The following is a 24,306-nucleotide window of genomic DNA, read 5'->3' as shown; positions in this document are numbered from 1 at the left end:
GAGCTTGCCAGCCAAGATCTACGCGTTTGCCCGCATGCTGCCGAGGTCAGATGATCCCGCGAAAACGCTCGGGGATCTCGATCACCGGGTCGCCCTTGATCATTGCCGGCTTGTTCCAGGCAAACCACGGGCGGCGCCAGGTTTGCAGGCGTCGTGCTGTTGGGAAGTAATCGTCGCCCGGCATGGGCGTCGACTCGTCGATGATCTTGAACAGCCGTTCACGCCGCTCCAGATGGCCGCCCCAGCCGGTTGCCAGCCGGTCCTTGTCGGCGGTCTTCCCGGTCGAACGGGCATAGTCGATCATGCCGAAGTGGAAATCGTAGAGCTTGTCCGAGATGTGGAAGTTTTGCCGCTTGATCCGGTGAAAGCCCGACCCCCAGGTGCAGGGTTTGTAGCTGATCGAAGGTTTGGTGTAGCGGCTGGACAGATGCGCAAAGCGACGCTGGTCGAGCATCTTCTTCGACGGGTCCAGTTCCGACTCCAGCCGGATATGCTGCCCGACATCCAGACCTAGCCCCGAGATCGAGCTTGTGGTGTTCTGATGCGCCTCGATGAAGGTGCGCAGGTCCGGGTAATGATCCGGGTCGGGGATGATGAACTCATCCACGTCGCCCGCGATGACCACGTCATAGAAGCGAAACAGTCCGCGCGCGATGTCGCTGACCAGTCGGGCGCGGCGGCGCATGGCGGGCACACGCTCCAGCGGTTTGCGCGGCATGGTCAGGGTGTTGACCTCGGGCGCATGGTCCGGCGTCGGTTGGTCCTGACCGTCAAGGATCACATAGAGGTTCTTGTGCCCAAAGTTGGACCCGTAATAGTCGATCCAGCGGCTCAGGAAGAAATCGTCGTTGCGGACAGAGGTGATGACGGCAACATCCATGATCACACGCCCTGCTTGGTGAACCAGGCGTCCTTGACCGCATGGCGGCGCGGGTCGGGTTCGAAACGCGGGGTGTTCTGGCCTTCGAAGTCGTAGCCGTAGGCCTCGATCTCCCAGGCGGCCACCTTGGCGATATGATCGCGGGTTTCCTCGTCATACATGTCCTGGTAGCTGCGGCCCTTCTTGGGCCGCGTGGTGCGCTTGGCGTTCACGCCCTCCAACGACAGGTCGGGCAGGCCGATCTTGTCGCCAAGCGCCTGCATGTCTTCCTCCAGACACTCGTAACGCAGCATGTGATCCACCATCGACACACCGTCGATCATGTAAAGGTCGCGGTGCGACAGTTCGCGGTGCTTGTACCAGCCCCAGAAGTTACGCTTCCAGCTGCGCGCGAAATAGGTCAGCGCGTATTTCTTGAACCGGGCGCGCTGTTCTTCAACGGGCAGGGCCTTGGCGTCATAGAACCGGCGTGTCTTCCAGAAGTAATGCGAGACCGCCAGGTCCCAGGGGTTGCGGTCGATCGAGATCACCAGGTGGTTTTCCAGGTCCCGCCCAAAGGCGCGGTAGGCGCGGGTCAGTGGGCAGTGCTCGGACAGGCGCACGGGGCGGTGGCCGATGGCGGGTTTGCGCAGCGTGGTCAGCTCGGTCACATGGCGGTCGAAATTGGTCTTGCCGGTGTGTTCCTTGAGGTAGGTCGAGATGTCGCCCTCCTCGAGGCTGTCGCAGAGCTTCAGCTCGACCGAGGTGCCGCCGACCTTGCGGGTTTTCACCAGCACGTAGTTTTTCGAGTTGGAGATGATCATGACCGGACCCCTTGGTATTGGCGCGGGCCTACCCTGTCAGGGGCGTGAATGCAACTGTGGCGGGGCAGGGGGGCTATTCCCACCAGCGATCCACCGCCGCGATATCGTCGTCGGACCAGCCGAAGTGGTGGGCAAATTCATGCACGGTGACATGGGCGACCAGTTCGGCCAAGGTGACGTCCCCGCGCGCAATCCACTCGTCCATGATCGCCCGGCGGAACAGCCAGACGGTGTCCGGTTGCATGGGCTGATCGAAGGAAGATTTTTCAGTCAGGGGAATGCCATCATAAAGCCCGGTCAGCTCGAACGGGTCTTCGATGCCCATGTCGGTCAGCATGTCCTGGCTTGCGAATTCATCGACACGGATGGCCACCTGCTTGGCGAGGTCACACAGCGGGTCGGGCAGGGCCTCGACCGTGGCGATGGCCAATGCGTGGATATCATCGGCCGTGGGGGCGGTGGGGCTGTGCATCAAAACCCGCCGGTGCGGATCCAGACACCGGCCATGACGAAACCCACGGAAAACAGCGTCACCGCGCGGATGTGCCAGCCCATCAGCGGTAGGGTTTCGGCGCTGAGCTTGGGGATCACGCGGAAGCGCGCGTTAACGGCGAACATCGCGGTCGCGGCCAGCAGGCACAGCTTTACCCCGACCGCCGAGGTCACCGGATCCTCGAAGGACAGCCAGCTCATCGGGTCAGCGACCTGGCTGGCCAGCCAGAGCCCCGTGCCCACCTGCACCACCAGGGCGGGCATTCCGATCTTTTCGAACCCCTGTTCGAACCGCAACAGGATGCCCAGGTCGCGTGCTTTCAAAGCGCGCGGCAACACGGTCGTCGCCAACACCAGGTGGCCGCCGGTCCAGATCGCCGCGCCCAGAACGTGAAAGGTCAGGATGAGCCAGAGCATAATGCCTCCGATGAGATTCTCCTGCGCAATATGGACATATGCGCCCGGATGTGAAAGAGCATCCGCGCTAAGGAGACATGCCATGACCATCACCCGTTTCGCGCCCTCGCCCACCGGATATATTCATGTGGGCAACCTGCGCACCGCCCTGATGAACTACCTGATCGCCCGAAAGGCCGGCGGGCAATTCATCCTGCGTCTGGATGACACGGACCCGGAGCGGTCGAAGCAGGAATATGCGGATGCGATCATGCAGGACCTGGAATGGCTGGGCCTGACCTGGGATCGGGTGGAAAAGCAGTCCGACCGTCTGGAGCGTTACGAGGCCGCCGCGCAGGAGCTGCGCGACATGGGTCGGTTCTACGAGGCGTTCGAGACACCCACCGAGCTGGACCTGAAGCGCAAGAAGCAGCTGAACATGGGCAAGCCGCCGGTCTATGATCGCGCCGCGCTGGACCTGTCGGAGGGTGAGAAAGCCAAGCTGCGTGCCGAACGTGGCAATGGCGTCTGGCGCTTCAAGCTGGATCAGGAACGCATCGAATGGACCGACGGCATTCTGGGCGACCTGTCGATCGACGCGGCCTCCGTGTCCGACCCGGTGCTAATCCGCGGCGACGGGCAGTTCCTTTATACGCTGGCCTCGGTCTGCGATGACGTGGACTATGGCGTGACCCATGTGGTGCGTGGATCGGACCACGTGACCAATACTGCGACGCAGATCCAGATCATCAAGGCGCTGGGCGGCGCGGTGCCCGAATTCGCGCACCACTCGCTCTTGACTGGCCCGCAGGGTGAGGCGCTGTCGAAACGCCTGGGCACGCTGGCCCTGCGCGACCTGCGCGAGGCGGGCGTGCAACCCGCCGCGCTTCTGTCGCTGATGGCGCGCCTGGGATCCAGCCAGCCGGTGGAGCTGGTGAGCTCTCTTGACGAGCTGGCGGAAGGCTTCGACATCAACAGCTTCGGTTCGGCCCCGACCAAGTTCGACGCCGATGACCTCTACCCGCTGACCGCGCGCTATCTGGGCGGGTTGTCGGCCTCGGACGTCGCGGCCGACCTGGATGCGCTGGGCGTGCCGGCGGGTGAGGCGGAGGCCTTCTGGACCGTCGCGCGCGAGAACATTACCACGCTCAAGGACCTGGGTGCCTGGTGGGAGCTTTGCCAGGCTGGTGCCGAGCCGCTGGTGGCCGATGAGGACAAGGAGTTCATCGCTCAGGCCATGACCCTTCTGCCCGACGGACCCTATGACGCGTCGAGCTGGGGCGCCTGGACCTCGGCGGTCAAGGACGCTACCGGTCGCAAGGGCAAGGGCCTGTTCATGCCCCTGCGCAAAGCCGTCACCGGCATGGAGCGCGGCCCGGACATGTCGGCGCTGATGCCTCTGTTGAAGGTCATCCGCGCCAAAGGGTGAGCTTGGCGAAGTGAATACAGAGGCCGTCCCGCTGGGGCGGTCTTTTTCGTTTCGGTGCCGTGATGCGTTCGTTGCGCGCATGCGAGGACGCGATTTTCGCCCCGCTGTGCTCGCCACCCTTTTTACAAAATTGCACACCCCCTTGCGCATACGCAGGGGCTATCTTTTTGCGACGGTACCGCCCATCTTCGGGCAATGGCAAATGAACAGGCGAAATTCCTCGAAGGCTCTTTGATGCGGCACATCACGGTGATGGCGCTGACGGCCTCGGTCGGGCTCATGGCGATCTTTCTGGTCGACCTGGTGGACATGATCTTCATCTCGATGCTGGGGAAAGAGGAGCTGGCCGCCGCCGTGGGCTATGCCGGGGCTATCCTGTTCTTCACATCGAGTTTCGGCATCGGCATGTCGATTGCTGCAGGCGCCCTGGTGGCGCGGGCGTTGGGCGAAGGGCAGGCACAGATGGCCAGCCGCAGGGCGGCCACGGCGATGCTCTATGGTGTCGGCTTCGGGGCGCTTTTCGCGGCCGCGGTCTGGGTCAACATCCCGACCCTCGCGGCCCTCATGGGGGCCGAGGGCGTGACACTCGACCTCGCCATCCAATATCTGCGCATCATCATCCCCTCCTTGCCACTCTTGATCATCGGCATGGTGGGCGGGGCCATCCTGCGCGCCCATGGAGACGCGCGCCGGGCGATGATCGCGACCATTGCGGCGGGTGTGGTCAACGCGGTGCTGGACCCGATTTTCATCTTTGGATTCGGCCTGGAGTTGACCGGCGCCGCCATGGCCTCGGTCGCCTCGCGCGTGGCCATCGCCTTTGCCTCGCTCTATCCGATCTATCGCTGGTACGGCGGGTTGGAGAGGCCCACAGCGGCCGAGTTCCGCGTGGATTTCCCCGCCATCATGACTATCGCGCTGCCCGCGATCCTGACCCAGTTCGCCACGCCCCTGGGTCAGGCCTATGTCACCCGCTCGATGGCGCAGTTCGGGGCGGAGGCCGTGGCAGGCATGGCGATCATCTCGCGGCTAGTTCCGGTTGCTTTCGGGGTAATCTTTGCGCTGTCCGGTGCGATCGGCCCGATCATCGGCCAGAACTTCGGCGCAGATCGCCACGACCGCGTCCGTGGTGCGATGCGGGACGGATTGGTGTTCACGCTGGTTGTCACCGTTGGCGTCTCGGCCCTGCTGTTCATCGCCCGTGGACCCATCGCGGACCTGTTCGGCGCCACCGGCCTGACACGAGAGCTCGTCTTCCTGTTCTGCGGCCCCCTGGCGCTGGCGTGGTTCTTCAACGGCGTCATCTTCCTGTCCAACGCTGCGTTCAACAACCTGGGCCACCCGTTCTATTCCACCTGGATCAACTGGGGCCGCCACACGCTGGGCACGATCCCCTTCGTGATCATCGGCGCCGCCTGGTGGCAGGGTCCGGGTGTGCTGATCGGCCAGGCCTTGGGCGGCGCGGTCTTTGCCGCCGTGGCCATGGTACTGGCCGCCAAGGTGATGCGCGACAAGGCGGCTGGTGCGGAGATTGAGAAACCCCACCCCTTCGCCCGTCAGACCCGGCAGATCGGGTTGTTCAATCTGCGGCGCTAGGGCGCTTCCCACAATCAGGATTTCTGGCGCGTCAGCGAAGTGGTTGCTAACGGGCTCGATGTTACGAACTGAAAACTGGCGGTTGATCCGAATTCTATTGTTAGAGTTTCGTAAGGCGGATCCAGGAGGTCGAAGATTATGATTGATGCATTCGCGTCAAGGCGGACGGAGAAAATGGACCTTGCGTAGAAAATTCCCAGATCGCGCACAGGTTCCGAGACCGGTTTATCGAACCAAAACATCCCCCCAAAAATGGGCATCGGGTTGTAAAGAAGTTCCGGACCAAAATACATTTCTTCGATGAAGATGGATTGCTCACTCGGTCGGCAAAACGTGGCACACCCGATTGACGCGTCGTGAAAGTCGCCCACCGCTGATAGAATGCTCGCGAACTCTTCCGAATTCAAAGCCACCCGACCTTCCGGCAATCGTAGAGGCGGTCCGGCCGACAGGTGCTTTGTACGTGCCATATGCAGGCTCACTCCCTTTTTATCTGTACTCTCAACCTCCCCAGAGCTTCATCCACCACGGCTCGTTCCTCGGCACTCACCTTTGTGGCACGCGGATAGATCGGCGTGGCGCGGTCGTCTAGAACGGGGGCGTCCCAGCCCTCTGTGGTTTCGAAGAAATGGGCGGCACCTTCGGGGCCGAATTCGGTCAGGAACCCCTGCACCACGGTGTCGACATAGCTCAGAAGCACCGGGTTGTCGGCCTCGGGCTTGCGGTGGAACCCGTCGGGGATGGCGTAGATGGCCACGTCCAGAGCGTGCTCCAAATCATGGCTGACCTGGTGGGTCGCGTCATGCCGGTCATAGGCCCGTTCGCGCTGGTCCAGCGCGGCCCAATCCGCCCCCGGCACGGCGGCGATAAGACCGTCCACGTAATCCTCGGGCGCAGGCACCACGGTCAGGAAGCTCACGTCGCGCAGGGGCGTATGCCGCCAGGCCCGCCGCCAGCCGGTCACACTGGCGGTCGCTGCACGCAGATAATCATGCGTCTGCCGGTTCACCAGGGAGCCATAGCCGAAGAAGAAAGGGTCGCTCATCCGGGCAGAATGACGCGGTATGCATTCGGGCACAAGCACTTGCCTAGGCGTCATCCAACCGCTACGAATCCGTCATTGCATCGGGAGAATCCGACAATGTCGGTGCCGAAGGAGCAACCGCCCCGGTAAACTCTCAGGCCCCCGGACCGATGTGATGATAGCACTCTGGAGAGTGGCGCGATGCCCGCGCCCGCCGAAGGGATAACGATCTCAGGCGACAGGACAGAGGGGGCAACAGGGGCGCGTCAGCGCCGAACGGTTGCCGGGCAGATTTCCGGCCAGGGGAGGACAGAACCGGAATGACCGCGCCGATCCGTGCTTTTCCAGCTGATTTTCGTGAGCCGACGACTGCGACCCTCGGGCGCGCATCGGCAGCACCGTCCATCCTTTGCCATGCTCAACATGACATCAACATTTCACCAGGAGAGACCCAATGAAATACACCGAAGAACACGAATGGCTACGCGAGGAAGATGGCGTGATGGTTGTGGGCATCACCGCGCATGCCGCCGAGCAACTGGGCGATGTGGTGTTCGTCGAACTGCCAGAAGTGGGCGATACCGTCTCCAAGGATGACGAGATCGTGGTGATCGAGAGCGTCAAGGCCGCGTCCGACATTCTTGCCCCGCTGGACGGTGAAGTGGTCGAGGTGAACGAGGCCATCGTCGACGAGCCCAGCAAGGTCAACGAGGACCCGGAAGGCGACGCCTGGTTCTTCAAGCTCAAGGTCTCGGATGCCTCGCCGATGGACGAGTACATGGACGAAGCGGGCTACAAGGCCTTCATCGGCTGACCTGACCTATCGGCGGTGCCCGTTTTCTTCGAAGAAAACGACCCGGAGTTTTTGAAGATTCCGGGCACTGCCTCCACTTTCGGAGCACCCCATGCCTTTCACCCCGACTGATTACCTGCCCTATGATTTCGCCAACCGCCGCCACATCGGCCCGTCTCCGTCCGAGATGGATCAGATGTTCGACACGGTCGGCGTCGCGGACCTGGAAAGCTTGATTGCCGAGACCGTGCCCGGCTCGATCCGCCAGGAAGAGGAACTCAGCTGGGGGCGGCCGCGTTCGGAACGGGAAATGCTGCACCAGATGCGGGTGACGGCGGCGAAGAACAAGGTGCTGCGGTCCCTGCTGGGGCAGGGGTATCACGGCACGGTCACCCCGCCGGTGATCCAGCGCAACATCCTGGAAAACCCAGCCTGGTACACGGCTTACACGCCGTACCAGCCGGAGATCAGCCAAGGCCGTCTGGAGGCACTGTTAAACTTCCAGACCATGGTGTCTGACCTGACCGGGCTGGAGATCGCCAATGCGTCCCTGCTGGATGAGGCCACGGCGGCGGCCGAGGCAATGGTCATGGGACAGCGCATCGCCAAGTCGAAGGCCAAGGCCTTCTTTGTCGACGAAAACTGCCACCCGCAGAACATCGCGGTGATGAAAACCCGGGCGGCACCCTTGGGGATCGAGATTGTGGTGGGCGATCCGGAAAGCGATCTGAACGCCGAGGAAGTCTTTGGCGCGATCTTCCAATACCCGGGAACCTACGGCCGCGTGCGCGATTTCACCGACCAGATCACAGCTCTGCACGCCGCCAAGGGGGTGGGTATCGTCGCCGCCGACCCGCTGGCCCTGACCGTTCTGAAGGAACCGGGCGCGATGGGGGCGGATATCGCCGTGGGCTCGACCCAACGTTTCGGCGTGCCGGTGGGTTTCGGCGGGCCGCATGCCGCCTATCTGGCCACCAAGGACAAGCATAAGCGCAACATGCCGGGGCGTATTGTTGGCGTGTCGGTGGACGCGCGCGGCAACAAGGCCTATCGCCTGTCGTTGCAAACCCGCGAGCAGCACATTCGCCGCGAAAAGGCGACGTCGAACGTTTGCACGGCGCAGGCGCTGCTGGCGGTCATGGCCAGCTTCTACGCGGTGTTTCACGGTCCCGACGGGCTGAAGGCCATCGCCCAACGCATCCACCGCAAGACCGTGCGCCTCGCCAAGGGGTTGGAGGAGGGGGGCTTTACCATCACCCCCAACCATTTCTTCGACACGATCACGGTCGAGGTCGGCGGCCTGCAGAAGACCGTGATGGAGGCCGCCGTGGCCCGCGGCATCAACCTGCGCCCCGTGGGGGAGACGCAGATCGGCATTACGCTGGATGAGGCTACCCGTCCCGCCACCATCGAAGCCGTCTGGGGCGCCTTCGGCGTGACCCGCAAGGACGATGACTATACGCCCGAATATCGCCTGCCCGAGGCTCTTCTGCGCAGCTCGGAATACTTGACCCACCCGGTCTTCCACATGAACCGCGCCGAGACCGAGATGATGCGCTACATGCGTCGCCTGGCCGACCGCGACCTGGCGCTGGATCGCGCGATGATCCCGCTGGGGTCGTGCACCATGAAACTGAACGCGGCGGCCGAGATGATGCCGGTCAGCTGGCGTGAGTTCTCGATGATCCACCCGATGGCCCCTGCGGATCAGACCCAAGGCTATCTGCATCTGATCAACGACCTGAAGGCTAAGCTCTGTCTGATCACCGGCTATGATGCCATGTCCATGCAGCCGAACTCCGGTGCGCAGGGCGAATATGCCGGGCTGCTGACCATTGCCGCCTATCACCGCGCGCAGGGGCAGGAGCGCGATATCTGCCTGATCCCGATCTCGGCCCATGGCACCAACCCGGCCAGCGCGCAGATGGCGGGGATGGAGGTCGTGGTGGTGAACTCGGCCGAAAACGGCGATATCGACGTCGCCGATTTCCGTGCCAAGGCCAAAGCGGCTGGCGACCGGCTGGCGGCCTGCATGATTACCTATCCCTCGACCCACGGGGTGTTCGAGGAGACCGTGCGCGAGGTCTGCGAGATTACGCATCAGCACGGCGGCCAAGTCTATATCGACGGCGCCAATTTGAACGCAATGGTGGGCCTGTCGAAACTGGGCGAGATCGGTGGAGACGTGAGCCACCTGAACCTGCACAAGACCTTCGCCATTCCCCATGGCGGTGGCGGCCCCGGCATGGGCCCGATCGGGGTCAAGGCGCATCTGGAACCGCACCTGCCGGGCAATGGGTTGGCGGGTGAAGAGGGAGCTGTCTCGGCCGCGCCCTTCGGCTCGGCTTCTGTGCTGCCGATCTCCTGGGCCTATGTGCTGATGATGGGCGGGGCGGGTCTGACCCAGGCGACGAAAGTGGCGATCCTGAACGCCAACTACATCGCTGCGCGGCTGAAAGGTGCCTATGAGGTGCTGTTCACCGGCAAGGGCGGCCGCGTCGCGCATGAATGTATCCTGGACACCCGCCCCTTTGCCGACAGCGCCGGGGTCACGGTCGAAGACATCGCCAAGCGCCTGATCGACAACGGGTTCCATGCGCCGACGATGAGCTGGCCGGTGGCAGGCACGCTGATGATCGAACCAACGGAGAGCGAGACCAAGGCCGAGCTCGACCGGTTCTGCGACGCCATGCTGGCGATCCGCGAAGAGATCCGCGAGATCGAGGAAAGCAAGATTGATGCGGAGAACAACCCGTTGAAACACGCCCCCCACACGGTCGAGGACCTCGTCGGCAAATGGGACCGGCCCTATAGCCGCGAACAAGGCTGTTTCCCGCCGGGCAGTTTCCGGGTGGACAAATACTGGTCGCCCGTGAACCGGGTCGACAATGTCTATGGTGATCGCAACCTGGTCTGTACCTGCCCGCCGCTGTCGGACTATGCAGACGCGGCGGAGTAAACCGGTCGTGGGCGGGGTTTCTCCGCCTTCCCACTGTCAGCTGGCGAGTGATCAGAACTCCATCCAGATCGTGACCGGCCCGTCGTTCACCAGCGACACCGCCATATCCGCGCCAAACCGGCCCTGGGCCACGGTGATCCCGTGTCCACGCAGCTGCGCGGCGAAGTATTCGTAAAGCCGCTCGCCCTCGGCTGGCGGGGCGGCGGTGGAAAACCCCGGACGGTTGCCGCGCGAGGTGTCTGCGGACAGGGTGAACTGGCTGACCACAAGCGCCTGGCCGCCGGTGTCCAGCACCGAGCGGTTCATCTTGCCCGCGTCGTCCTTGAAGATGCGCAGTTTCGAGATCTTGGCGGCCAGCGTATCCGCATTCGCCTCGGTATCGCCCTGCATCGCGCAGACAAGGATCATGACCCCTGCGCCGACCTCACCGATCACTTCGCCATCCACGCGCACCGCGGCTTCGCTGACGCGTTGTACCAATGCTCTCATCTGACCCTCCGTTTTTGCTCTCGTAGCGTCCCGTTGGAACCGCGTCCATGCCCTGCGGCAAAATCGCCCGTCGTTCTTGGGCCGCCAAAACCAGAACCCATATCAAAAGGGAAGGAGGTGCATCATGGTTGAAAAGACGCAAGATACCGGTTTCTGGCCGTCGCTCTATGACCCGCTGCGCAGCTTCGGGCATCGGTTGAGCGAGTTCCTGACCCCCGCTTCCGAGGCTTCCCTGGCCGATGACGCCTATCGCATCGCGATCGAGCTGCCCGGCGTGGCCGAGGAGGATGTGGAGCTGACCGTGCATGACGGGCTGGTCCAGGTGAAGGGCGAGAAATCATCGGAACGGGAGGAAAAGGGCGACACCTGGTTCTTCTCGGAACGCCAATACGGCGCGTTTCAGCGCAGCTTCCGCCTGCCACCGGATGCGGATGAGGCGAAGGTGGCAGCCGACATGAAGGATGGAGTGTTGACCATCACCGTGCCGAAATCGGCGCCGCGTGCGCAGAATGCCACGCGGGTGAAGATCAACACCAGCTGACGGAGACCCGGCTGGGGCCCTCGCTCAGTTGCTCAGCCGACCCAGGTCACCCATTCCGTCAGATCCGCCCGGCCAGTGCGAAACGCATTGGCCGGGTGTTTTTCATCCGGATAACCAAAGGCGATGCCGACCAGGATGGTGCGGTCTTCGGGAACCTGGAACCAGTCACGCAGGAGGGGCGCGAAACCGGCCACGGCGGCCTGTGGGATGGTGCCCAGGCCCAGGCTGCGCGCGGCAAGGCAGAAGCCGGTGATGAAGCCGCCGCAGTCCAGATAGGCATATTGGCCCAGCTCTTTGGGCGCGGTGATCAGCGCCATGTGCGGGGCGCCGAAGAAGCGGAAGTTCTCCATCATCTGGCGGGCGGAGCCGGCGCGGTCTCCCTTCTGGACCCCAACCGCCTCGTAGAGCTGCCAGCCACAGGTGCGCCGCCGCTCCTGGTGCTCGCCGGTATAGGCTTGCGGGAAGGGGATGTCGGGTGTGTGTCCGCCCTTCATTGCCTCCCCATGAAGCGCCTTCGCCAGCCGGGTGGTTTCGTCCTTGCCGGTAATATGCACCTGCCAGGGTTGCGCATTGCACCAGCTGGGCACGCGCTGGGCGGCGGTCAGGATCTGTTCGATCACCTCGCGGGGGACGTCGTCCGGTAGGTAGGCGCGGCAGGAATGGCGGGCCGAGAGGAGCTCGGTCAGGGCGTCATGGGTCATGCAGGCAGGGTGCGCAGAACGCCCCGCCGATCAAGCGGGACGCAGCGTCGCGTCGGTCATTGGGCTTGTGCGGACAGGTATCCGATGACCCCGGCCACGATCAGGCCCAGGACCACCGCGATGGTGATTTTCCAGGCCGACCAGGGGCGTTCGCCCTGTACCTTGCCGCTCTGCCCGTTGACGACGAAGCGATAGGTCTTGCCGCGATACTTGTAGGCGGCCAGCCAGACCGGCAGCAGTACGTGTTTGAAAGTCACATCGCTGACGGTGGTGTTGACCGAATGCACCCGCTGGCGATCCCCGCCAATGTCGAATTTCACGTCGCGCAGGATGACGCGGTCCATGTGCGCGCGGGCCTCGTCATAGCCGTCTGGCAGCTCGACCGTGTAGCCCTCGGCGCGAAAGCCCGCCAGGTACTCGGGCCGGTAGGGTTCCAGGGTGGACAGGTCCCAGGGCTGCAACGCATCGGTATAGCGTTTGGGCAGCGAGCGGGAGGCCAGCACCAGCACGTCGTCAAACCAGCGCGCCACGCGGCCGGAGGCCGGGCGCCAGCGCACCTTCTGCTCGCGCCGGGTCTGTTTCCTGCCGTTTACCGTGACGGTCTTGGTGACGTAATAGACCGTGCCATGTTCGCCGGTGTAGCTGGATTTCGTATCTGCATCGAAGGTCCAGTAAGGCACGTAGATGCCGGACATCTTGCGTCCCTTGCGCGCGTAGTCCTGCAGCCCGTTGGGGGCGAACCAGAGCTTGCCCAGCCACGCGGTCATCGCCGCGCGTGCCTCGCGTTCCTCCAGCGCAAAGGGCAGTACGCCCTTGGGTTTGATATGCCGGTGCGTGCCCGTGTCGGTCACCACCGGGGTTGCACAAAACGGACATTCCGAGGCGTGTACGTCGGCGTCCAACGTCACCTGCGCTGCACAATTTGGACATTGAGTGACACGCGTCTCTTCGATCTCCGCCTCGGGCAACTTGGCGTCCAGGGCGGCGCGGAAGTCGAGCTCGCGGATCGCCTCGGCCTTGGCGGCGTGCCCTTCCAGGGGGGCTGTGAAACCGCAATGGTCGCAAGACAGGCGCCCCGCTTGCGGATCGAACCGCAGGTCGGCGCCGCATTGGTCGCAGGGGAAACGGTGTTCAGCCTCGGGTGTGGCGAGCGCGTCGGACGGGTGCGCCATGATGTCTTGCCTCCGGCGGGGATATTTTGGGAAAGATGAAAGGGGCGGCTAGGCCCCCTTCAGACTCAGGCGCCGGGTGGGGGCGGGGGCAGGATGGTAAAGAGTTGGGCCAGTTCCGCCACCTCATCCGCGGTTTTCCAACCGTCCTGACCGGCGGTCCAGACATGGGTCTCGCGGGTCAACTCACCGGAAGTTACCATGCGACCTAGGGCGGCCTTGGAGAAGGGGCCCTTCGTCTCGCCACCCGCGGCGATGTGCCAGACCTTTTCGACCGGCGGCGGGGGAGGGGGCGGCGGCGCGGCGGCAGCGGGTTGTGCAATCTGTGCGGGGGCTGCGCCCCCCATGGAGCCCCACGGTCCGCTTTGCGCCAGCGCCATGCCCATGCCCGCGCCCATGCCTGCCCCCATCGAGGCCGCCATGGCGGAACCTTCGGTTCCCATCGCCTCGGCCGCGTTGAACTTCATGTAATTGTCCAGGTTGCCCACGATCCCCATCGAGGTGCGCTTATCCAGCACCTCCTCGACCGCCGGGGGCAGGCTGATGTTTTCGATATAGAATTCCGGGATCGACAGGCCGTATTCCGCCACCACGCCCGAGATCTCGCGCGCCACCACGCGCCCCAGATCTGCGGTGTTGGCGGCCATGTCCAGCACCGGAATGCCCGAGCCCGCGATCACGCGGGAGAACGCCTGCACGATGATGTTGCGCACCTGGAAGCTGATCTCATCCATGGTGAATTCGCCGTCCGTGCCCACGATCTCGGTCAGGAACTTGGCCGGGTCCGTCACGCGCACCGAATAGGTGCCATAGGCGCGGATGCGGGTCGGGCCGAATTCCGGATCGCGCAGCATGATCGGGTTCTTGGTGCCCCATTTGAGGTCATTGAACCGCGTCGTGTTGACGAAGTAGATCTCGGACTTGAAGGGCGATTTGAAACCGTGATCCCAGTGCTGCAGCGTGGTCAGGATCGGCATGTTGTTGGTCTCGAGCATGTAGAGCCCGGGAGTGAAGACATCCGCTAACTGACCCTCGTGCACGAAGACCGCCGACTGGCCCTCCCGCACAGTCAGCTTGGCACCGTATTTGATCTCGTGCCCCTCGCGTTCAAAGCGCCAGACCATCGTGTCGCGCGTGTCGTCGACCCAATGGATCACGTCGATGAACTCACCGGTCAGAAAGTCGAAAATTCCCATGTCTCATCCCCTGTCTGTGGGTGCTAAACGGCGCTGCCGGTCAGCTCAGTAGCGATCTGGTTGACGATCGGGCGGGCCTCGGCCTCGGTCATGCCGGGGCGCAGGCGCCGATCGTAGAGCATTTGCAGAAGCAGCTCGTCGTGTGTGGTCAAGAGCCCGAATTCCTCGTCATCATTGAAGATCGACGGACGTGCGCGCGGGCTGTCATTGGGCAAGCCCAGGCCCTGCGCGATTTCCTCGTGCAGGCAGGCGGTGCGCAAAAGCGAAGGGTGTTCGCCGCGAATGACGGCCACCGCCGTGTCGGGCGTGGAGTTGTTGCCCATGTCGGTGGTGAAGACCGCGCAATAGGTGTCGCGCGGCAGGTTGATCATATGGGTCAGGGCGGCGTCATTGATGCCGGGCAGCAGCTGGCGCAGGCGCGGGGCGAGGGCGCGGCGCTCGGCTTCGTTTACCACCAGCACATGGAAGTTGGGCGCGGTGTCGGACAGGGTGATCGGGTGGCCGGTGACGCGGGTCAGGCGGGCCGAGAACCTGGCGATCTGCTGGCGATCGTGGTCGCGCAGCTCGTTCGGTACCGAGGCACCAAAGCTGATCGATAAACGCACCGGCTTGGTCCAACGTTGCAGGCGGCTGGCGCTTTCCTGGGCCACCAGGCGTCCGCCAACATCCTGGTATTCCTGGAAGAAAGCGATCTTCAGGAAGTTCTGTGCCAGGTCGCGAGAAGAAAAGGGCGTATCCACGCCCCCGCCATCGGTGCGTAATAGGCCGCGGGTCAGAAGCCCCCGCTGTACGCTGTTGTAATAGCGCGCCAGGGCCTCGCTTTCGGCGGACATGGGCGCGACCACATCGGGGCGCGGCGTCGGCCGGGTGCCCGGCACGGTGGACACGGGATCCAGGCAGCCTCCCAAAAGGGTGGCCGCCGCCAGTGCCCAGTAGGTGGGAGAGCGTCCCGGTTCTGCCATCAGCCCTCCACCGCTTCGCCGATATTGTGCCCGGACGCGGTGCCGCGTGCCTTGGCGGCGGCCAGAGTGTCTTTCAGCTCGGCTTCCATCTTGCGCAGGTCTTCCTCGGCGGCGGCGCGTTTGGCCTTGCCTTCGTCGGCGATCTGAAGGCTTTCCTCGATCGTTGCAATCAGGGTTGCATTGGCGGATTTCACCGCCTCGATGTCGAAGACGCCGCGTTCCATTTCCTGGCGGACCATGCGGTTGGCTTCCTGCAGGTTCTCGGCATTGGCCTTGAGCAGCTCGTTGGTCAGGTCGGTCGCCTCCTTCACCGCCTTGGCGGCATCCGCCGAGCGTTGGATCGTGACAGCCTGGGCCAGCTGGGTTTCCCACAGCGGTACGGTGTTCACGAGCGTCGAGTTGATCTTGGTCACCAGCGACTTGTCGTTCTCCTGTACCAGCCGGATCGAGGGCAGGCTTTGCATGGTCACCTGGCGGGTCAGTTTCAGATCATGCACCCGGCGTTCCAGGTCGTCACGCGCAGCGCGCAGGTCGCGCAGCTCCTGCGCCTTGATCACGCCTTCCTCCTCGGGTGCAGCCTCGACCTCGGCCTCCTTGGCGGGGATCACGGTATCGTCAAGCTCGGCCAGCTTGGCCTCACCGGCGGCGATGTAAAGCGCCAGTTCGTCGTAGAAGGCCAGGGTCTTTTCATAGAGCTTGTCGAGCGACTTGATGTCTTTCAGCAGCACGTGCTCGTGGTCCAAGAGGTTGTCGGTGATCCGGTCGATCTGGCCCTGCACCTCTTCATAGCGCGCAGCGAATTTCGCGGCTGGGGCCAGGCGGCCCAGCAATTTCTCCCAGAAGGTGCGCTCGCGACGCACGTCAAGCTCGCTGATCGAGAAGCCGCGGATCGTGGTGACGATATTGCGTAAGGAGTCGCCCGCCGGGCCCACGTCCTTGTTACGCACGCCGGCCAGCATGTCCTGACTGATCACCTGCAATTCAGCCTGAGCCGCCGAGCCGAACTCGATGATCGATTGGGTGTTGGTCATGTCGATCTCGGCCATACGCTTGGTGATCTCAGCGCTTTGGGCGTCGTCCGCCTCGGCCAGCGGCACGAGGGCGGTCGAGGGTTCGGGCAGCACGACCGCCGTGACCTCTTCGACAAGTTTCAGGTCTTGGGCGGCCTTCTGTTGAATGGTCTGGGTCATCTCTGTCTCCCGTAGAAAATCGTCATTCACTGGTCATGGTCACGCCCTCGCGGGCGAGCCTCTCGCGCAGGACCTCGATTTCAACGTCGAGGTCGGTGCGGTTGTCACTCAGAAGCTGCTGGGTGCGGGCGGCGAAGTTCGCCTCCAGATCGTCCAGCAGCTGTTCATAATCGGCCCGCGCGCCCGCATCGCGGCTGCGGGCGAAGAGGTCGGCGAATTTCGCCGTCGCCTCGGTCGCGCCGCGCAGGTAGACGCCCAGGTATTTGCGCGCGGCGGTCAGGTCACGCGGGTCGTCCTCGATGGTGCGGAACATGTCGCGGGCGGTGGCCTGGAAAGCGTCGACGCGGGCCTCCAGTTGACGATCACGAGCGCGCAGGATGGCGTCCTTCATGGCGGTCAGGTGGGCCTCGGCCTCGTTCACGGCGCGGGCAACGCGGTCGGTCTGAAAAGTGTCGATGCCTTCCATGCCCTTGTCGGACATCGGGTCGAGTCCGAAGGCGCCCAGGTGCAGCGCCGTGCCGATCCCGCCCAGAAGCGCCGCGATCAGGGCGCTGCCGTCCACGAAACCTGCAAGGCCGATGCCCGCGCCCATCAGCACGGCGCCGACGATCTTGCGGGGCAGGCCCGGACGGCGGGCGATCTTGCGGGCCTCATAAGCGGCTTGAGCACGAATCCCTTCACGCGTCATCCAGGCGGCACCTAGCATCAGGGCGACGCCGCTCAGGGACAGGGCAAGCCCGGTGGGTTCGCGAAAGAAGGCCAGGACGGCCAGCGGCAGCGGCACAAGAAACAGCGCGTTCACCCGGGCGCCCATGGGCGTGGGGCTTTTGCCGTCAAAGGGCTTGCGCGGCGTGGGGCCGTTCGTCTGGGTGGGTTTTCCGGAGGGGCTGAATTCACCGCCATAACGCTGCGCCATCACGCACCCCCCGTGATCGAGGCGTAGAGCACCAGCGCCAGAAGGGCCGCATAGGCCAGTTTCCGCAAACCGTTGTCCGTCACGTTCCACCCACTTTCGACCCTTTCGCGCCGGGCGCGGGCCGGAAAATCCAATACACCTATGGATATATGCGATTGCCGGGGTTCGTGCTAGCGCCAACAAGGGGGAATTTCGGCAAGGTTGCGACACTGGCAAGGTTTCGCCTTTCCGGTCCAGCTCCCACCCAGGAGAGCGCAGTGCGTGGGGCGGCGTTGCACGGGCCCATCCCGCTGGACCGGAAAGGCGAAAGGGGAGGTCAGTCCGCCTGTTCCAGGCAGTCGCGCACTTCGCGGGCTTCAAGCAATGTTTCGAAAGGCAGGTTGAACGCATCGAGATGGAAAGTGCATTCGCTGATCTCAATCCGACCGCTAGCGTTCAACCGGGTCAGAAGCTCCTTGGGGAGTTCTTGATCCGGGGCACGAACCATTTCCGAGATCGCTTGCCATTCGAGCGAGTCAAACCAGGTCTTGTAGGTGCTGAAGCGTTCCCCACGCCCGCGTTCCCAGGCGGTCAGAAGGATGTAGTCCATTGCTGGTTTCGCCGCGATGAGGCCCCGCATACGGTCCTCAGGTCGGCTCAGCAACGGGTGGGCGATTGCAAAGAGTTTGAAGGGGGCGTCATCCCCGCGCAGTGCTTGGCGTTTCCGAGTGATGTCCATCCTGCGGGCCTCCGGGTCAAGGCGGGTGATGACCAGCTCTTCTAGCGGGCTGCAGGGGTCTTGCGTGGCGAGTTCGGTCTCAAGCCCAATGGCCTCAAGATAGCTTCCACAGGGGGCGTCCCGGCCTGCCTGGGCCGTCGTGGCGATGCAGAGAGAAGCGGCAAAGATCAGAAAACGCATGAAAACACCTACTGTTGAAAATAAACGTGCCCGTCAGACCCCGACCTCCGGCCCCAGGCACAGGAGCGGTTCGTCGGCCTGTTCGACCTCGTAAAGCTCGTCATAGTCCGGGTTGTTCTCGAACCTGGCGATGAGCCCCGTGGCGCTGCGCATGAAGCTCCAGCAATGTGGGTCGAGGGTGTCTTCGTAGACGAAGCAAATCTGTTCACCCGCCTCGTACCAGTACCCTTCCTTGCAATCGCCATCCAGGAAGGACCAGCGCACGCGGCGGTTCTCCAGGTATTCCTCGCCGCCATAGGCCTCGCCATCCGTGCCGAAGTAGAGCGTCTTGCCGGTGGCATAGGCTTCGAATTCCGGGCCGTTCATCTTCGGCTCGGCCAAAGCCGGGGTGGCAAGCAGCAGAAGTGTAGCCAGGTGGCGCAGCATGGGACCTCAGGTGTCAGACGCGGTCGGTACGGGGCGCGGATGGGCGGCGTACCATTTGCGCAGCTCGCGCCCCATCACACGCTGCCACAGTTTCGGGACAAGGGCCAGCGTGGCCATGGCGGGCAGGGAATAGGGCAGCATCGGCGCCTCTCCGTCCCGCAGGCGGAGGGCCGGGTAGGGGCGGGCCGGGTGCGCGTGGTGGTCCGAATGGCGCGGGGCGTTCAGCATCAGGTGCGTGGTGAACCAATGCGGCGCGTTCCAGCTGTGCTGCGGACCGACCGGTTCCAGCTTGCCGGGCCGGACCTCGGCCCGCATCAGCCCGTAATGCTGCACGTAATCCGACAGCATTAACTGCACCTGGGCGTAGAAGGCCAGGCACAGGTGCGCCAGAACACCCGCGATGCCGCCGATCAGGGCCGAGATCACCAGCATCCCCGCCGCCCCGGCCAGATAGGTGACGTAAGGATGCGGCCCGCTGCGCCCGGCGCGGGCCATGTCGGCGTGCTCGACCTCGTATCCCGCCTTGAAGGCACCGATCCAGGCGCGGGGAAAGAACTGGTAGAACGTCTCGCCCTCGCGCGCGGAATTCGGGTCGCGTGGTGAGGCGACATAGCGGTGGTGGATCTTGTTATGCGCGCTGGTGTGATGGCCGAAGAGCAGGCTGATATAGACCCATTTCCCCAAGGCGAAGAGCCCGCGTGTGGGGCGATGGATCAGCTCATGCGCGTTGGAGTTCGACACCTGCCCCATGAAGAGCCCGGCGGCAAAGAACAGGGCCAGTTTCTCGCCCCAGCCGAGGGTATTTCCCGAGAGGGCGTGCACGGTTGCGGCCAATAGGGTGAAATGGCTCACGGCCAGCAAGACCGAGAGGCGATTCGCCCAGGCAAAGTCCGCCTCCGTGTCGGCCGTCGGGGCCATGGCCGCCACCCCCTCATCCGCGGCAAATGCGACAAGGGTGATATAGGCCAGCGCGGCAACGACTGCCCATCCCCCCAAGGCCACACCAAAGCCGATCAGCGCGACGGGGATCAGCGCAATCAGCGCGAAAAAGCGGATCAGTTTCATCGGCGGCTCCTTGGTGGTGTCCGAAACCTACGCCCATCGCGGCGGGGCGAAAACCCGCATCGGTCAAATTCCGGCTGCGCGAACTGCCCCGCGCATGTCGTTTTTGGCGCGTGTCCCAAACGGCGCGGGCGCTATTGTGCTACGGTGACCAAGCGGAGAAGACGTGAGCCATGGCACTGGACGAGAAAAAAGGCATCTGGAAAAACGCACGCGGCAAGGGCCGACGCACCCCGAAGGGGCGGCAGCTGGACTTGGACGCGCATGGTGAGGTGCTGGCCCTGCTGGGCGACCGTCCGCGCCGCCGCGATCTGTTGATCGAGTTTCTGCACCTGATCCAGGACGAATACGGCCATCTGTCCGCCGCGCACATCCGCGCCCTGGCGCAGGAGCTGGGCACCGGTCAGGCCGAGATCTACGAAGTTGCGAGCTTCTATGCCCATTTCGATTTGGTGAAAGAAGGTGAGACACCTCCGCCGTCCCTGACCATTCGTGTCTGTGACTCGCTGTCCTGCGAGCTGGCGGGCGCTGAGGCGCTGCACAAGGCGCTTGAGGAGGGTCTGGACCCCGCCGAAGTCCGCGTTGTCCGCGCGCCCTGTATGGGGCGCTGTGACACCGCGCCGGTTCTGGAGCTGGGCCACAACCACATCGACCATGCCACGCCCGAGAAGGTGCAGGACGCCATCGCGGCGGGCGACACCCACGCGCGTATCCCGGATTATGAGGCGTTTGACGCCTATGTGGCCGAGGGTGGCTATGAGGTCCTGAAGGACCTGCGCGCGGGTGGTGACTGGGAGGCGGTTCAGGCCAAAGTGAAAGAGGCCGGTCTGCGTGGCCTGGGCGGCGCCGGTTTCCCGTCGGGCACCAAATGGGGCTTCGTGCGTGCCAATGAAGGCCCGCGTTACCTGGCCGTGAACGGGGACGAGGGCGAGCCGGGTACGTTCAAGGATCGTTACTACCTTGAACGTACGCCGCATATCTTCCTCGAAGGCATGCTGATCGCCGCCTGGGCGGTCGAGGCGGAAACCTGCTTCATCTACATGCGCGACGAATACCCGGCCGTGCTGGAAATCCTGCGCCGTGAGATCGCTTCGCTGGAAGCTGCCGGTATCGTCGAACCGGGATACATCGACCTGCGCCGTGGTGCCGGTGCCTATATCTGCGGCGAAGAAAGCGCGATGATCGAGTCGATCGAAGGCAAGCGCGGCGAACCCCGCCACCGTCCGCCCTTCGTGGCCCAGGTCGGCGTCTTCGGTCGCCCCACGCTCGTACACAACATCGAAACCCTCTACTGGGTTTGCAAGGTTAACCGCGAGGGGCCGGAATGCCTGAACTCGGTCGAAAAGAACGGCCGCAAGGGGCTGCGCAGCTACTCAGTGTCGGGCCGCGTGAAGAACCCGGGCGTACACCTGCTGCCTGCCGGGTCGACCATCACCGACATTATCGAGGCCGCCGGTGGCATGCTGGACGGGCATGAGTTCAAGGCGTTCCAGCCGGGCGGTCCGTCCTCCGGTCTGCTGCCTGCCTCGATGCATTATGTGCCGCTGGACTTCGACACGCTGCAACCGCATGGCACCTTCATCGGCTCGGCCGCCGTGGTGGTCCTGTCGGACAAGGATTCGGCCCGTGACGCCGCGCTGAACATGCTGCGCTTCTTCGAGGATGAAAGCTGCGGTCAATGCACCCCCTGCCGGGTGGGCTGCGAGAAAGCCGTGAAGCTGATGCAGGCGGACCACTGGGACCAGCCACTCTTGGAAGAGCTTTGCACTGCGATGGGTGATGCTTCGATCTGCGGTCTGGGCCAGGCGGCGCCGAACCCGATCCGCCTGGTGATGAAGCACTTCCCGGACGAAGTCTGAGCGAACAAGGCCTGCCCGGGTAAGATCCCGGGCAGCGCCCCGACGTCACCCATCCCCAACGCTTGACCCATCCCCAAGCGCTGGGCAGGGTTCCCGAGACATCGAGGACCCCAAATGCCCCATCCCATTGCCCTGGCCGGTCTGGCCATTGCCGTGACCTACCTGCCCATGACCGACCGGCCCACCAGTGGCTTGCGCTCGGTTTGGAAAACCGTTCCTGTCGCCGCTTTGGCATTGGCCGCCTGGATCTCCGGCGGGCCTGCTTTGCTGGTCGCAGCCCTGTTCCTCTCGGCGCTCGGTGATTTCGCCCTGTCGCGGGATGGCGAGGCGGCGTTTCTGTATGGCCTCAGCTCCTTCGCACTCAGCCACCTTGTCTATATCCTGCATATCCTGGCGCTTTCCGGCCTAATGCCCTGGGAGGGATTTGCACAAATCCCGCTTGCCGCGATTCTCCTGGCTGGGATCACCGTCTCGACCGAGCTCTGGCTGATCCCGCATACGGGCGCGATGAAATGGCCCGTGCGGGCCTATGTGCTGATCATCCTGACGATGGGGCTGTCAGCCATGACCCTGCCCTGGGCGGCCTGGCCCGCGATCGTGGGCGCGGGGCTCTTTACCCTGTCGGACCTGATCCTGTCGGTCGAGCTTTTCCGCCTTGGCCCCGATCACCGGCTGACCCCGGTTGCCTCGAAACTGGTCTGGATCACCTATATCGGCGCCCAGGCAGGGCTGTTCTGGGGGCTGGGCGGGCTCGGATAGGTTGCCGCCCCTTCCATCCGGCGCCTTTGTGGCTTAGGTGATTGGAAAGACTACCGGGGGCGCAGGCATGGCGTTTTTCAAGAAACTCAAGGATCGGCTGTTCAAATCCTCCTCGAAGCTCGAGGAAGGGCTGGAGGCGATCGTCGAGGATGGCGGCGAGGAAGAGCAGGTTGAGGCGCACGCCGACCCGCAACCTGAGCCTGAACCGGACCCCACGCCCGAACCTGACCCTGTCCCTGCGCCGCAACCGGAACCGACCCCGGAGCCGGAACCCCAGCCGGACCCCGAACCGCTGCCGGAGCCCTCGCCGGAGCCGCAACCCGACCCCGGCCCGCAGCCCGAGCCGACTCCGGTAGAGCTGCCCGAAGCGCCCGTGGAAACCCCCGCGCCGACCCCGATCGAAGCTCCGCAGCCGGTCGACCCGAGCCCCGCGCCGATGGACCTGACCGTCGACATTCCAGAGGACCCCGCCCAGAAACCCGGCTTCATCGGCCGTATGTTGGGGCGTGGCGGCAAGGTCACGCGCCGGGTGCTGGATGACGACATGCTGGAAAGCCTCGAGGATCTGATGATCGCCTCGGACATGGGCGTCGATACCTCGATGCGGGTCACGGCAAACCTGTCGCAGAGCCATTACGGCAAGAAGCTCTCGGTCGACGAGATCAAGGATCTGATGGCCGCCGAGGTCACGCGGATCATGGAACCGGTTGCCAAGCCGCTCCCGATCTACCCGAAACGTCCGCAGGTGGTGCTGGTGGTCGGCGTCAACGGCGCGGGCAAGACGACGACCATCGGCAAACTGGCTTCGCAGTTCAAATCGGCGGGCAAATCGGTGGTGATCGCCGCCGGCGACACATTCCGTGCGGCAGCTGTGGAACAGCTGCAAATCTGGGGCGAACGCGCCGGCGTGCCGGTTCTGACGGCGCCCGAGGGCTCGGATCCCGCCAGCTTGGCTTTCGATGCGCTGACCAAGGCGCAGGAGGATGGCGCGGACCTGTTGATGATCGACACGGCGGGGCGTTTGCAGAACCGCGCCGACCTGATGGAGGAGCTGGCAAAGATCGTCCGCGTGATCAAGAAGAAGGACGAGACCGCGCCGCACAACACCCTGCTGGTGTTGGATGCGACCACCGGTCAGAACGCGCTGAACCAGGTCGAGACCTTCCAGAAACTCGCTGATGTCTCCGGCCTGGTCATGACCAAGCTCGACGGCACGGCCAAGGGCGGCGTGCTGGTGGCGCTGGCCGACAAGTTTGCCCTGCCGATTCATGCCATCGGTGTGGGCGAGCAGATCGACGATCTGGCCCCTTTCGATCCGGAAGATTTCGCCAAGGCCCTGACCGGTGCCTGAGCCCGGCGCCCCCGCCACGCTGGAGGAATTCCAGGCGCTGAGGCGCGCGGCGCGGATGAGCACCTTTCCCGACCCGGCGGTTGCCTTGTCTCTGGAGCGGACGCTGCATGGCGTCTGGCTGCGCGAGGGTGAGACGCTGATCGCCATGGGCCGCCTGACAGGCGACGGGGCCTGTTTCGTACAGGTCAATGACGTGGCGGTGCATCCCGACTGGCAGGGGCAGGGTTTGGGCACCCAGGTGATGGACAGGCTGATGGGCTGGGCCGAGTCCAACCTGCCAAAGGGCTGTTATATCAGCCTGATCGCCGATGCGGGTGCCGAGCGGCTCTATGAAAAAGCCGGGTTCGCCCTTCGCACCGGCATGGCACGGCGGGTGCCCTGAGGGCCCGTCCGACGATCACATCTTGTTGACCGC

26 protein-coding genes and 1 riboswitch are annotated in these 24,306 nt (G+C 63.9%); of the genes, 9 read left to right on the top strand and 17 right to left on the bottom strand.

Annotated features, from left to right (window positions below; all coding sequences use genetic code 11):
* Positions 1-46: 46 nt before the first annotated feature.
* The 4 genes from ACO07D_RS02425 to ACO07D_RS02410 all read right to left on the bottom strand — a co-directional run bounded on the left by ACO07D_RS02425 (position 47) and on the right by ACO07D_RS02410 (position 2,592).
* A complete protein-coding gene (locus ACO07D_RS02425) occupies positions 47-880 on the bottom strand; it encodes a glycosyltransferase family 2 protein (protein ID WP_421701349.1) in 834 nt (277 codons plus the stop codon).
* Between the two features lie 2 nt (positions 881-882).
* On the bottom strand, positions 883-1,683 hold the full coding sequence (locus ACO07D_RS02420) for a hypothetical protein (protein WP_421701348.1): 801 nt from the start codon (positions 1,681-1,683) through the stop codon (positions 883-885).
* A gap of 73 nt (positions 1,684-1,756) precedes the next feature.
* Positions 1,757-2,155 (bottom strand): metallopeptidase family protein, encoded by a 399-nt coding sequence (locus ACO07D_RS02415; RefSeq protein ID WP_421701347.1) that lies wholly within the window; start codon positions 2,153-2,155, stop codon positions 1,757-1,759.
* On the bottom strand, positions 2,155-2,592 hold the full coding sequence (locus ACO07D_RS02410; RefSeq protein WP_421701346.1) for a CopD family protein: 438 nt from the start codon (positions 2,590-2,592) through the stop codon (positions 2,155-2,157). The genes ACO07D_RS02415 and ACO07D_RS02410 overlap by 1 nt, the downstream gene beginning before the upstream one ends.
* Before the next feature lie 82 nt (positions 2,593-2,674).
* Between ACO07D_RS02410 and gltX the strand changes: the two genes are divergently transcribed.
* Together gltX and ACO07D_RS02400 are read left to right on the top strand one after the other, a co-directional pair.
* A complete protein-coding gene (gltX, locus tag ACO07D_RS02405; RefSeq protein ID WP_421701344.1) occupies positions 2,675-4,000 on the top strand; it encodes a glutamate--tRNA ligase in 1,326 nt (441 codons plus the stop codon).
* A 195-nt stretch (positions 4,001-4,195) separates the two neighbouring features.
* Positions 4,196-5,596, top strand: a complete 1,401-nt coding sequence (locus ACO07D_RS02400) for an MATE family efflux transporter (protein WP_421701343.1) — start codon at positions 4,196-4,198, stop codon at positions 5,594-5,596.
* Positions 5,597-5,610: 14 nt separating this feature from the next.
* Here the strand turns inward: ACO07D_RS02400 and ACO07D_RS02395 are convergent, their stop codons facing one another.
* Together ACO07D_RS02395 and ACO07D_RS02390 are read right to left on the bottom strand one after the other, a co-directional pair.
* On the bottom strand, positions 5,611-6,066 hold the full coding sequence (locus ACO07D_RS02395; protein WP_421701341.1) for a hypothetical protein: 456 nt from the start codon (positions 6,064-6,066) through the stop codon (positions 5,611-5,613).
* Positions 6,067-6,074: 8 nt separating this feature from the next.
* Positions 6,075-6,641, bottom strand: coding sequence for a gamma-glutamylcyclotransferase family protein (locus tag ACO07D_RS02390; protein WP_421701340.1), 567 nt, complete (start codon positions 6,639-6,641; stop codon positions 6,075-6,077).
* Positions 6,642-6,712: 71 nt separating this feature from the next.
* A riboswitch (glycine riboswitch) is annotated at positions 6,713-6,800 on the top strand.
* Positions 6,801-7,074: 274 nt separating this feature from the next.
* On the opposite strand from ACO07D_RS02390, the gene gcvH reads away from it, so the two are divergent.
* Positions 7,075-7,434, top strand: a complete 360-nt coding sequence (gcvH, locus tag ACO07D_RS02385) for a glycine cleavage system protein GcvH (protein WP_421701339.1) — start codon at positions 7,075-7,077, stop codon at positions 7,432-7,434.
* 91 nt (positions 7,435-7,525) lie between these two features.
* Positions 7,526-10,372, top strand: coding sequence for an aminomethyl-transferring glycine dehydrogenase (gene gcvP, locus ACO07D_RS02380; protein ID WP_421701337.1), 2,847 nt, complete (start codon positions 7,526-7,528; stop codon positions 10,370-10,372).
* 51 nt (positions 10,373-10,423) lie between these two features.
* Here gcvP and dtd read toward each other — a convergent pair whose 3' ends face one another.
* Positions 10,424-10,861, bottom strand: a complete 438-nt coding sequence (dtd, locus tag ACO07D_RS02375) for a D-aminoacyl-tRNA deacylase (RefSeq protein WP_421701336.1) — start codon at positions 10,859-10,861, stop codon at positions 10,424-10,426.
* A gap of 124 nt (positions 10,862-10,985) precedes the next feature.
* Between dtd and ACO07D_RS02370 the strand changes: the two genes are divergently transcribed.
* Entirely contained in the window at positions 10,986-11,402 is a 417-nt protein-coding gene (locus tag ACO07D_RS02370; RefSeq protein ID WP_421701335.1) for an Hsp20/alpha crystallin family protein, read from the top strand.
* Between the two features lie 32 nt (positions 11,403-11,434).
* On the opposite strand, the gene ACO07D_RS02365 is transcribed toward ACO07D_RS02370, so the two are convergent.
* The 10 genes from ACO07D_RS02365 to ACO07D_RS02320 form a co-directional block, all read right to left on the bottom strand.
* On the bottom strand, positions 11,435-12,103 hold the full coding sequence (locus tag ACO07D_RS02365; protein ID WP_421701334.1) for a nitroreductase: 669 nt from the start codon (positions 12,101-12,103) through the stop codon (positions 11,435-11,437).
* Positions 12,104-12,159: 56 nt separating this feature from the next.
* Positions 12,160-13,275 carry a primosomal protein N' (replication factor Y) - superfamily II helicase gene (locus tag ACO07D_RS02360; protein ID WP_421701333.1) on the bottom strand — a complete coding sequence of 372 codons (1,116 nt, stop codon included), beginning with the start codon at positions 13,273-13,275 and terminating at the stop codon, positions 12,160-12,162.
* Between the two features lie 65 nt (positions 13,276-13,340).
* Positions 13,341-14,468 (bottom strand): SPFH domain-containing protein, encoded by a 1,128-nt coding sequence (locus ACO07D_RS02355; protein ID WP_421701332.1) that lies wholly within the window; start codon positions 14,466-14,468, stop codon positions 13,341-13,343.
* Positions 14,469-14,491: 23 nt separating this feature from the next.
* Positions 14,492-15,430 carry a DUF2927 domain-containing protein gene (locus ACO07D_RS02350; RefSeq protein ID WP_421701331.1) on the bottom strand — a complete coding sequence of 313 codons (939 nt, stop codon included), beginning with the start codon at positions 15,428-15,430 and terminating at the stop codon, positions 14,492-14,494.
* A complete protein-coding gene (locus tag ACO07D_RS02345; RefSeq protein ID WP_421701330.1) occupies positions 15,430-16,620 on the bottom strand; it encodes a toxic anion resistance protein in 1,191 nt (396 codons plus the stop codon). Before ACO07D_RS02345 ends, ACO07D_RS02350 begins: the two co-directional genes overlap by 1 nt.
* 22 nt (positions 16,621-16,642) lie before the next feature.
* On the bottom strand, positions 16,643-17,536 hold the full coding sequence (locus ACO07D_RS02340; protein WP_421701328.1) for a 5-bromo-4-chloroindolyl phosphate hydrolysis family protein: 894 nt from the start codon (positions 17,534-17,536) through the stop codon (positions 16,643-16,645).
* Positions 17,536-17,670, bottom strand: a complete 135-nt coding sequence (locus tag ACO07D_RS02335; protein WP_421701327.1) for a hypothetical protein — start codon at positions 17,668-17,670, stop codon at positions 17,536-17,538. Before ACO07D_RS02335 ends, ACO07D_RS02340 begins: the two co-directional genes overlap by 1 nt.
* 182 nt (positions 17,671-17,852) lie before the next feature.
* Positions 17,853-18,434, bottom strand: a complete 582-nt coding sequence (locus ACO07D_RS02330; protein WP_421701326.1) for a hypothetical protein — start codon at positions 18,432-18,434, stop codon at positions 17,853-17,855.
* A 33-nt stretch (positions 18,435-18,467) separates the two neighbouring features.
* A complete protein-coding gene (locus tag ACO07D_RS02325; protein WP_421701325.1) occupies positions 18,468-18,860 on the bottom strand; it encodes a hypothetical protein in 393 nt (130 codons plus the stop codon).
* Between the two features lie 6 nt (positions 18,861-18,866).
* A complete protein-coding gene (locus tag ACO07D_RS02320) occupies positions 18,867-19,925 on the bottom strand; it encodes an alkane 1-monooxygenase (protein WP_421701324.1) in 1,059 nt (352 codons plus the stop codon).
* Between the two features lie 170 nt (positions 19,926-20,095).
* On the opposite strand from ACO07D_RS02320, the gene ACO07D_RS02315 reads away from it, so the two are divergent.
* The 4 genes from ACO07D_RS02315 (at position 20,096) to ACO07D_RS02300 (ending at position 24,273) form a co-directional block, all read left to right on the top strand.
* On the top strand, positions 20,096-21,781 hold the full coding sequence (locus ACO07D_RS02315; RefSeq protein ID WP_421701323.1) for an NAD(P)H-dependent oxidoreductase subunit E: 1,686 nt from the start codon (positions 20,096-20,098) through the stop codon (positions 21,779-21,781).
* A 114-nt stretch (positions 21,782-21,895) separates the two neighbouring features.
* Positions 21,896-22,540, top strand: a complete 645-nt coding sequence (locus ACO07D_RS02310) for a lysoplasmalogenase (protein WP_421701322.1) — start codon at positions 21,896-21,898, stop codon at positions 22,538-22,540.
* 67 nt (positions 22,541-22,607) lie between these two features.
* The gene (gene ftsY / locus ACO07D_RS02305) at positions 22,608-23,891 is read left to right on the top strand and encodes a signal recognition particle-docking protein FtsY (RefSeq protein ID WP_421701321.1); all 1,284 of its coding nucleotides are present in this window, start codon (positions 22,608-22,610) and stop codon (positions 23,889-23,891) included.
* Positions 23,884-24,273, top strand: coding sequence for a GNAT family N-acetyltransferase (locus tag ACO07D_RS02300; protein ID WP_421701320.1), 390 nt, complete (start codon positions 23,884-23,886; stop codon positions 24,271-24,273). Before ftsY ends, ACO07D_RS02300 begins: the two co-directional genes overlap by 8 nt.
* Positions 24,274-24,306: the final 33 nt, after the last annotated feature.

Source organism: Aliiroseovarius sp. (assembly GCF_965228805.1).
GTDB lineage: Bacteria > Pseudomonadota > Alphaproteobacteria > Rhodobacterales > Rhodobacteraceae > JASBTN01.
Note: the sequence above shows the minus strand (reverse complement) of the source record. Positions and strands in the feature narration are given on the sequence as shown.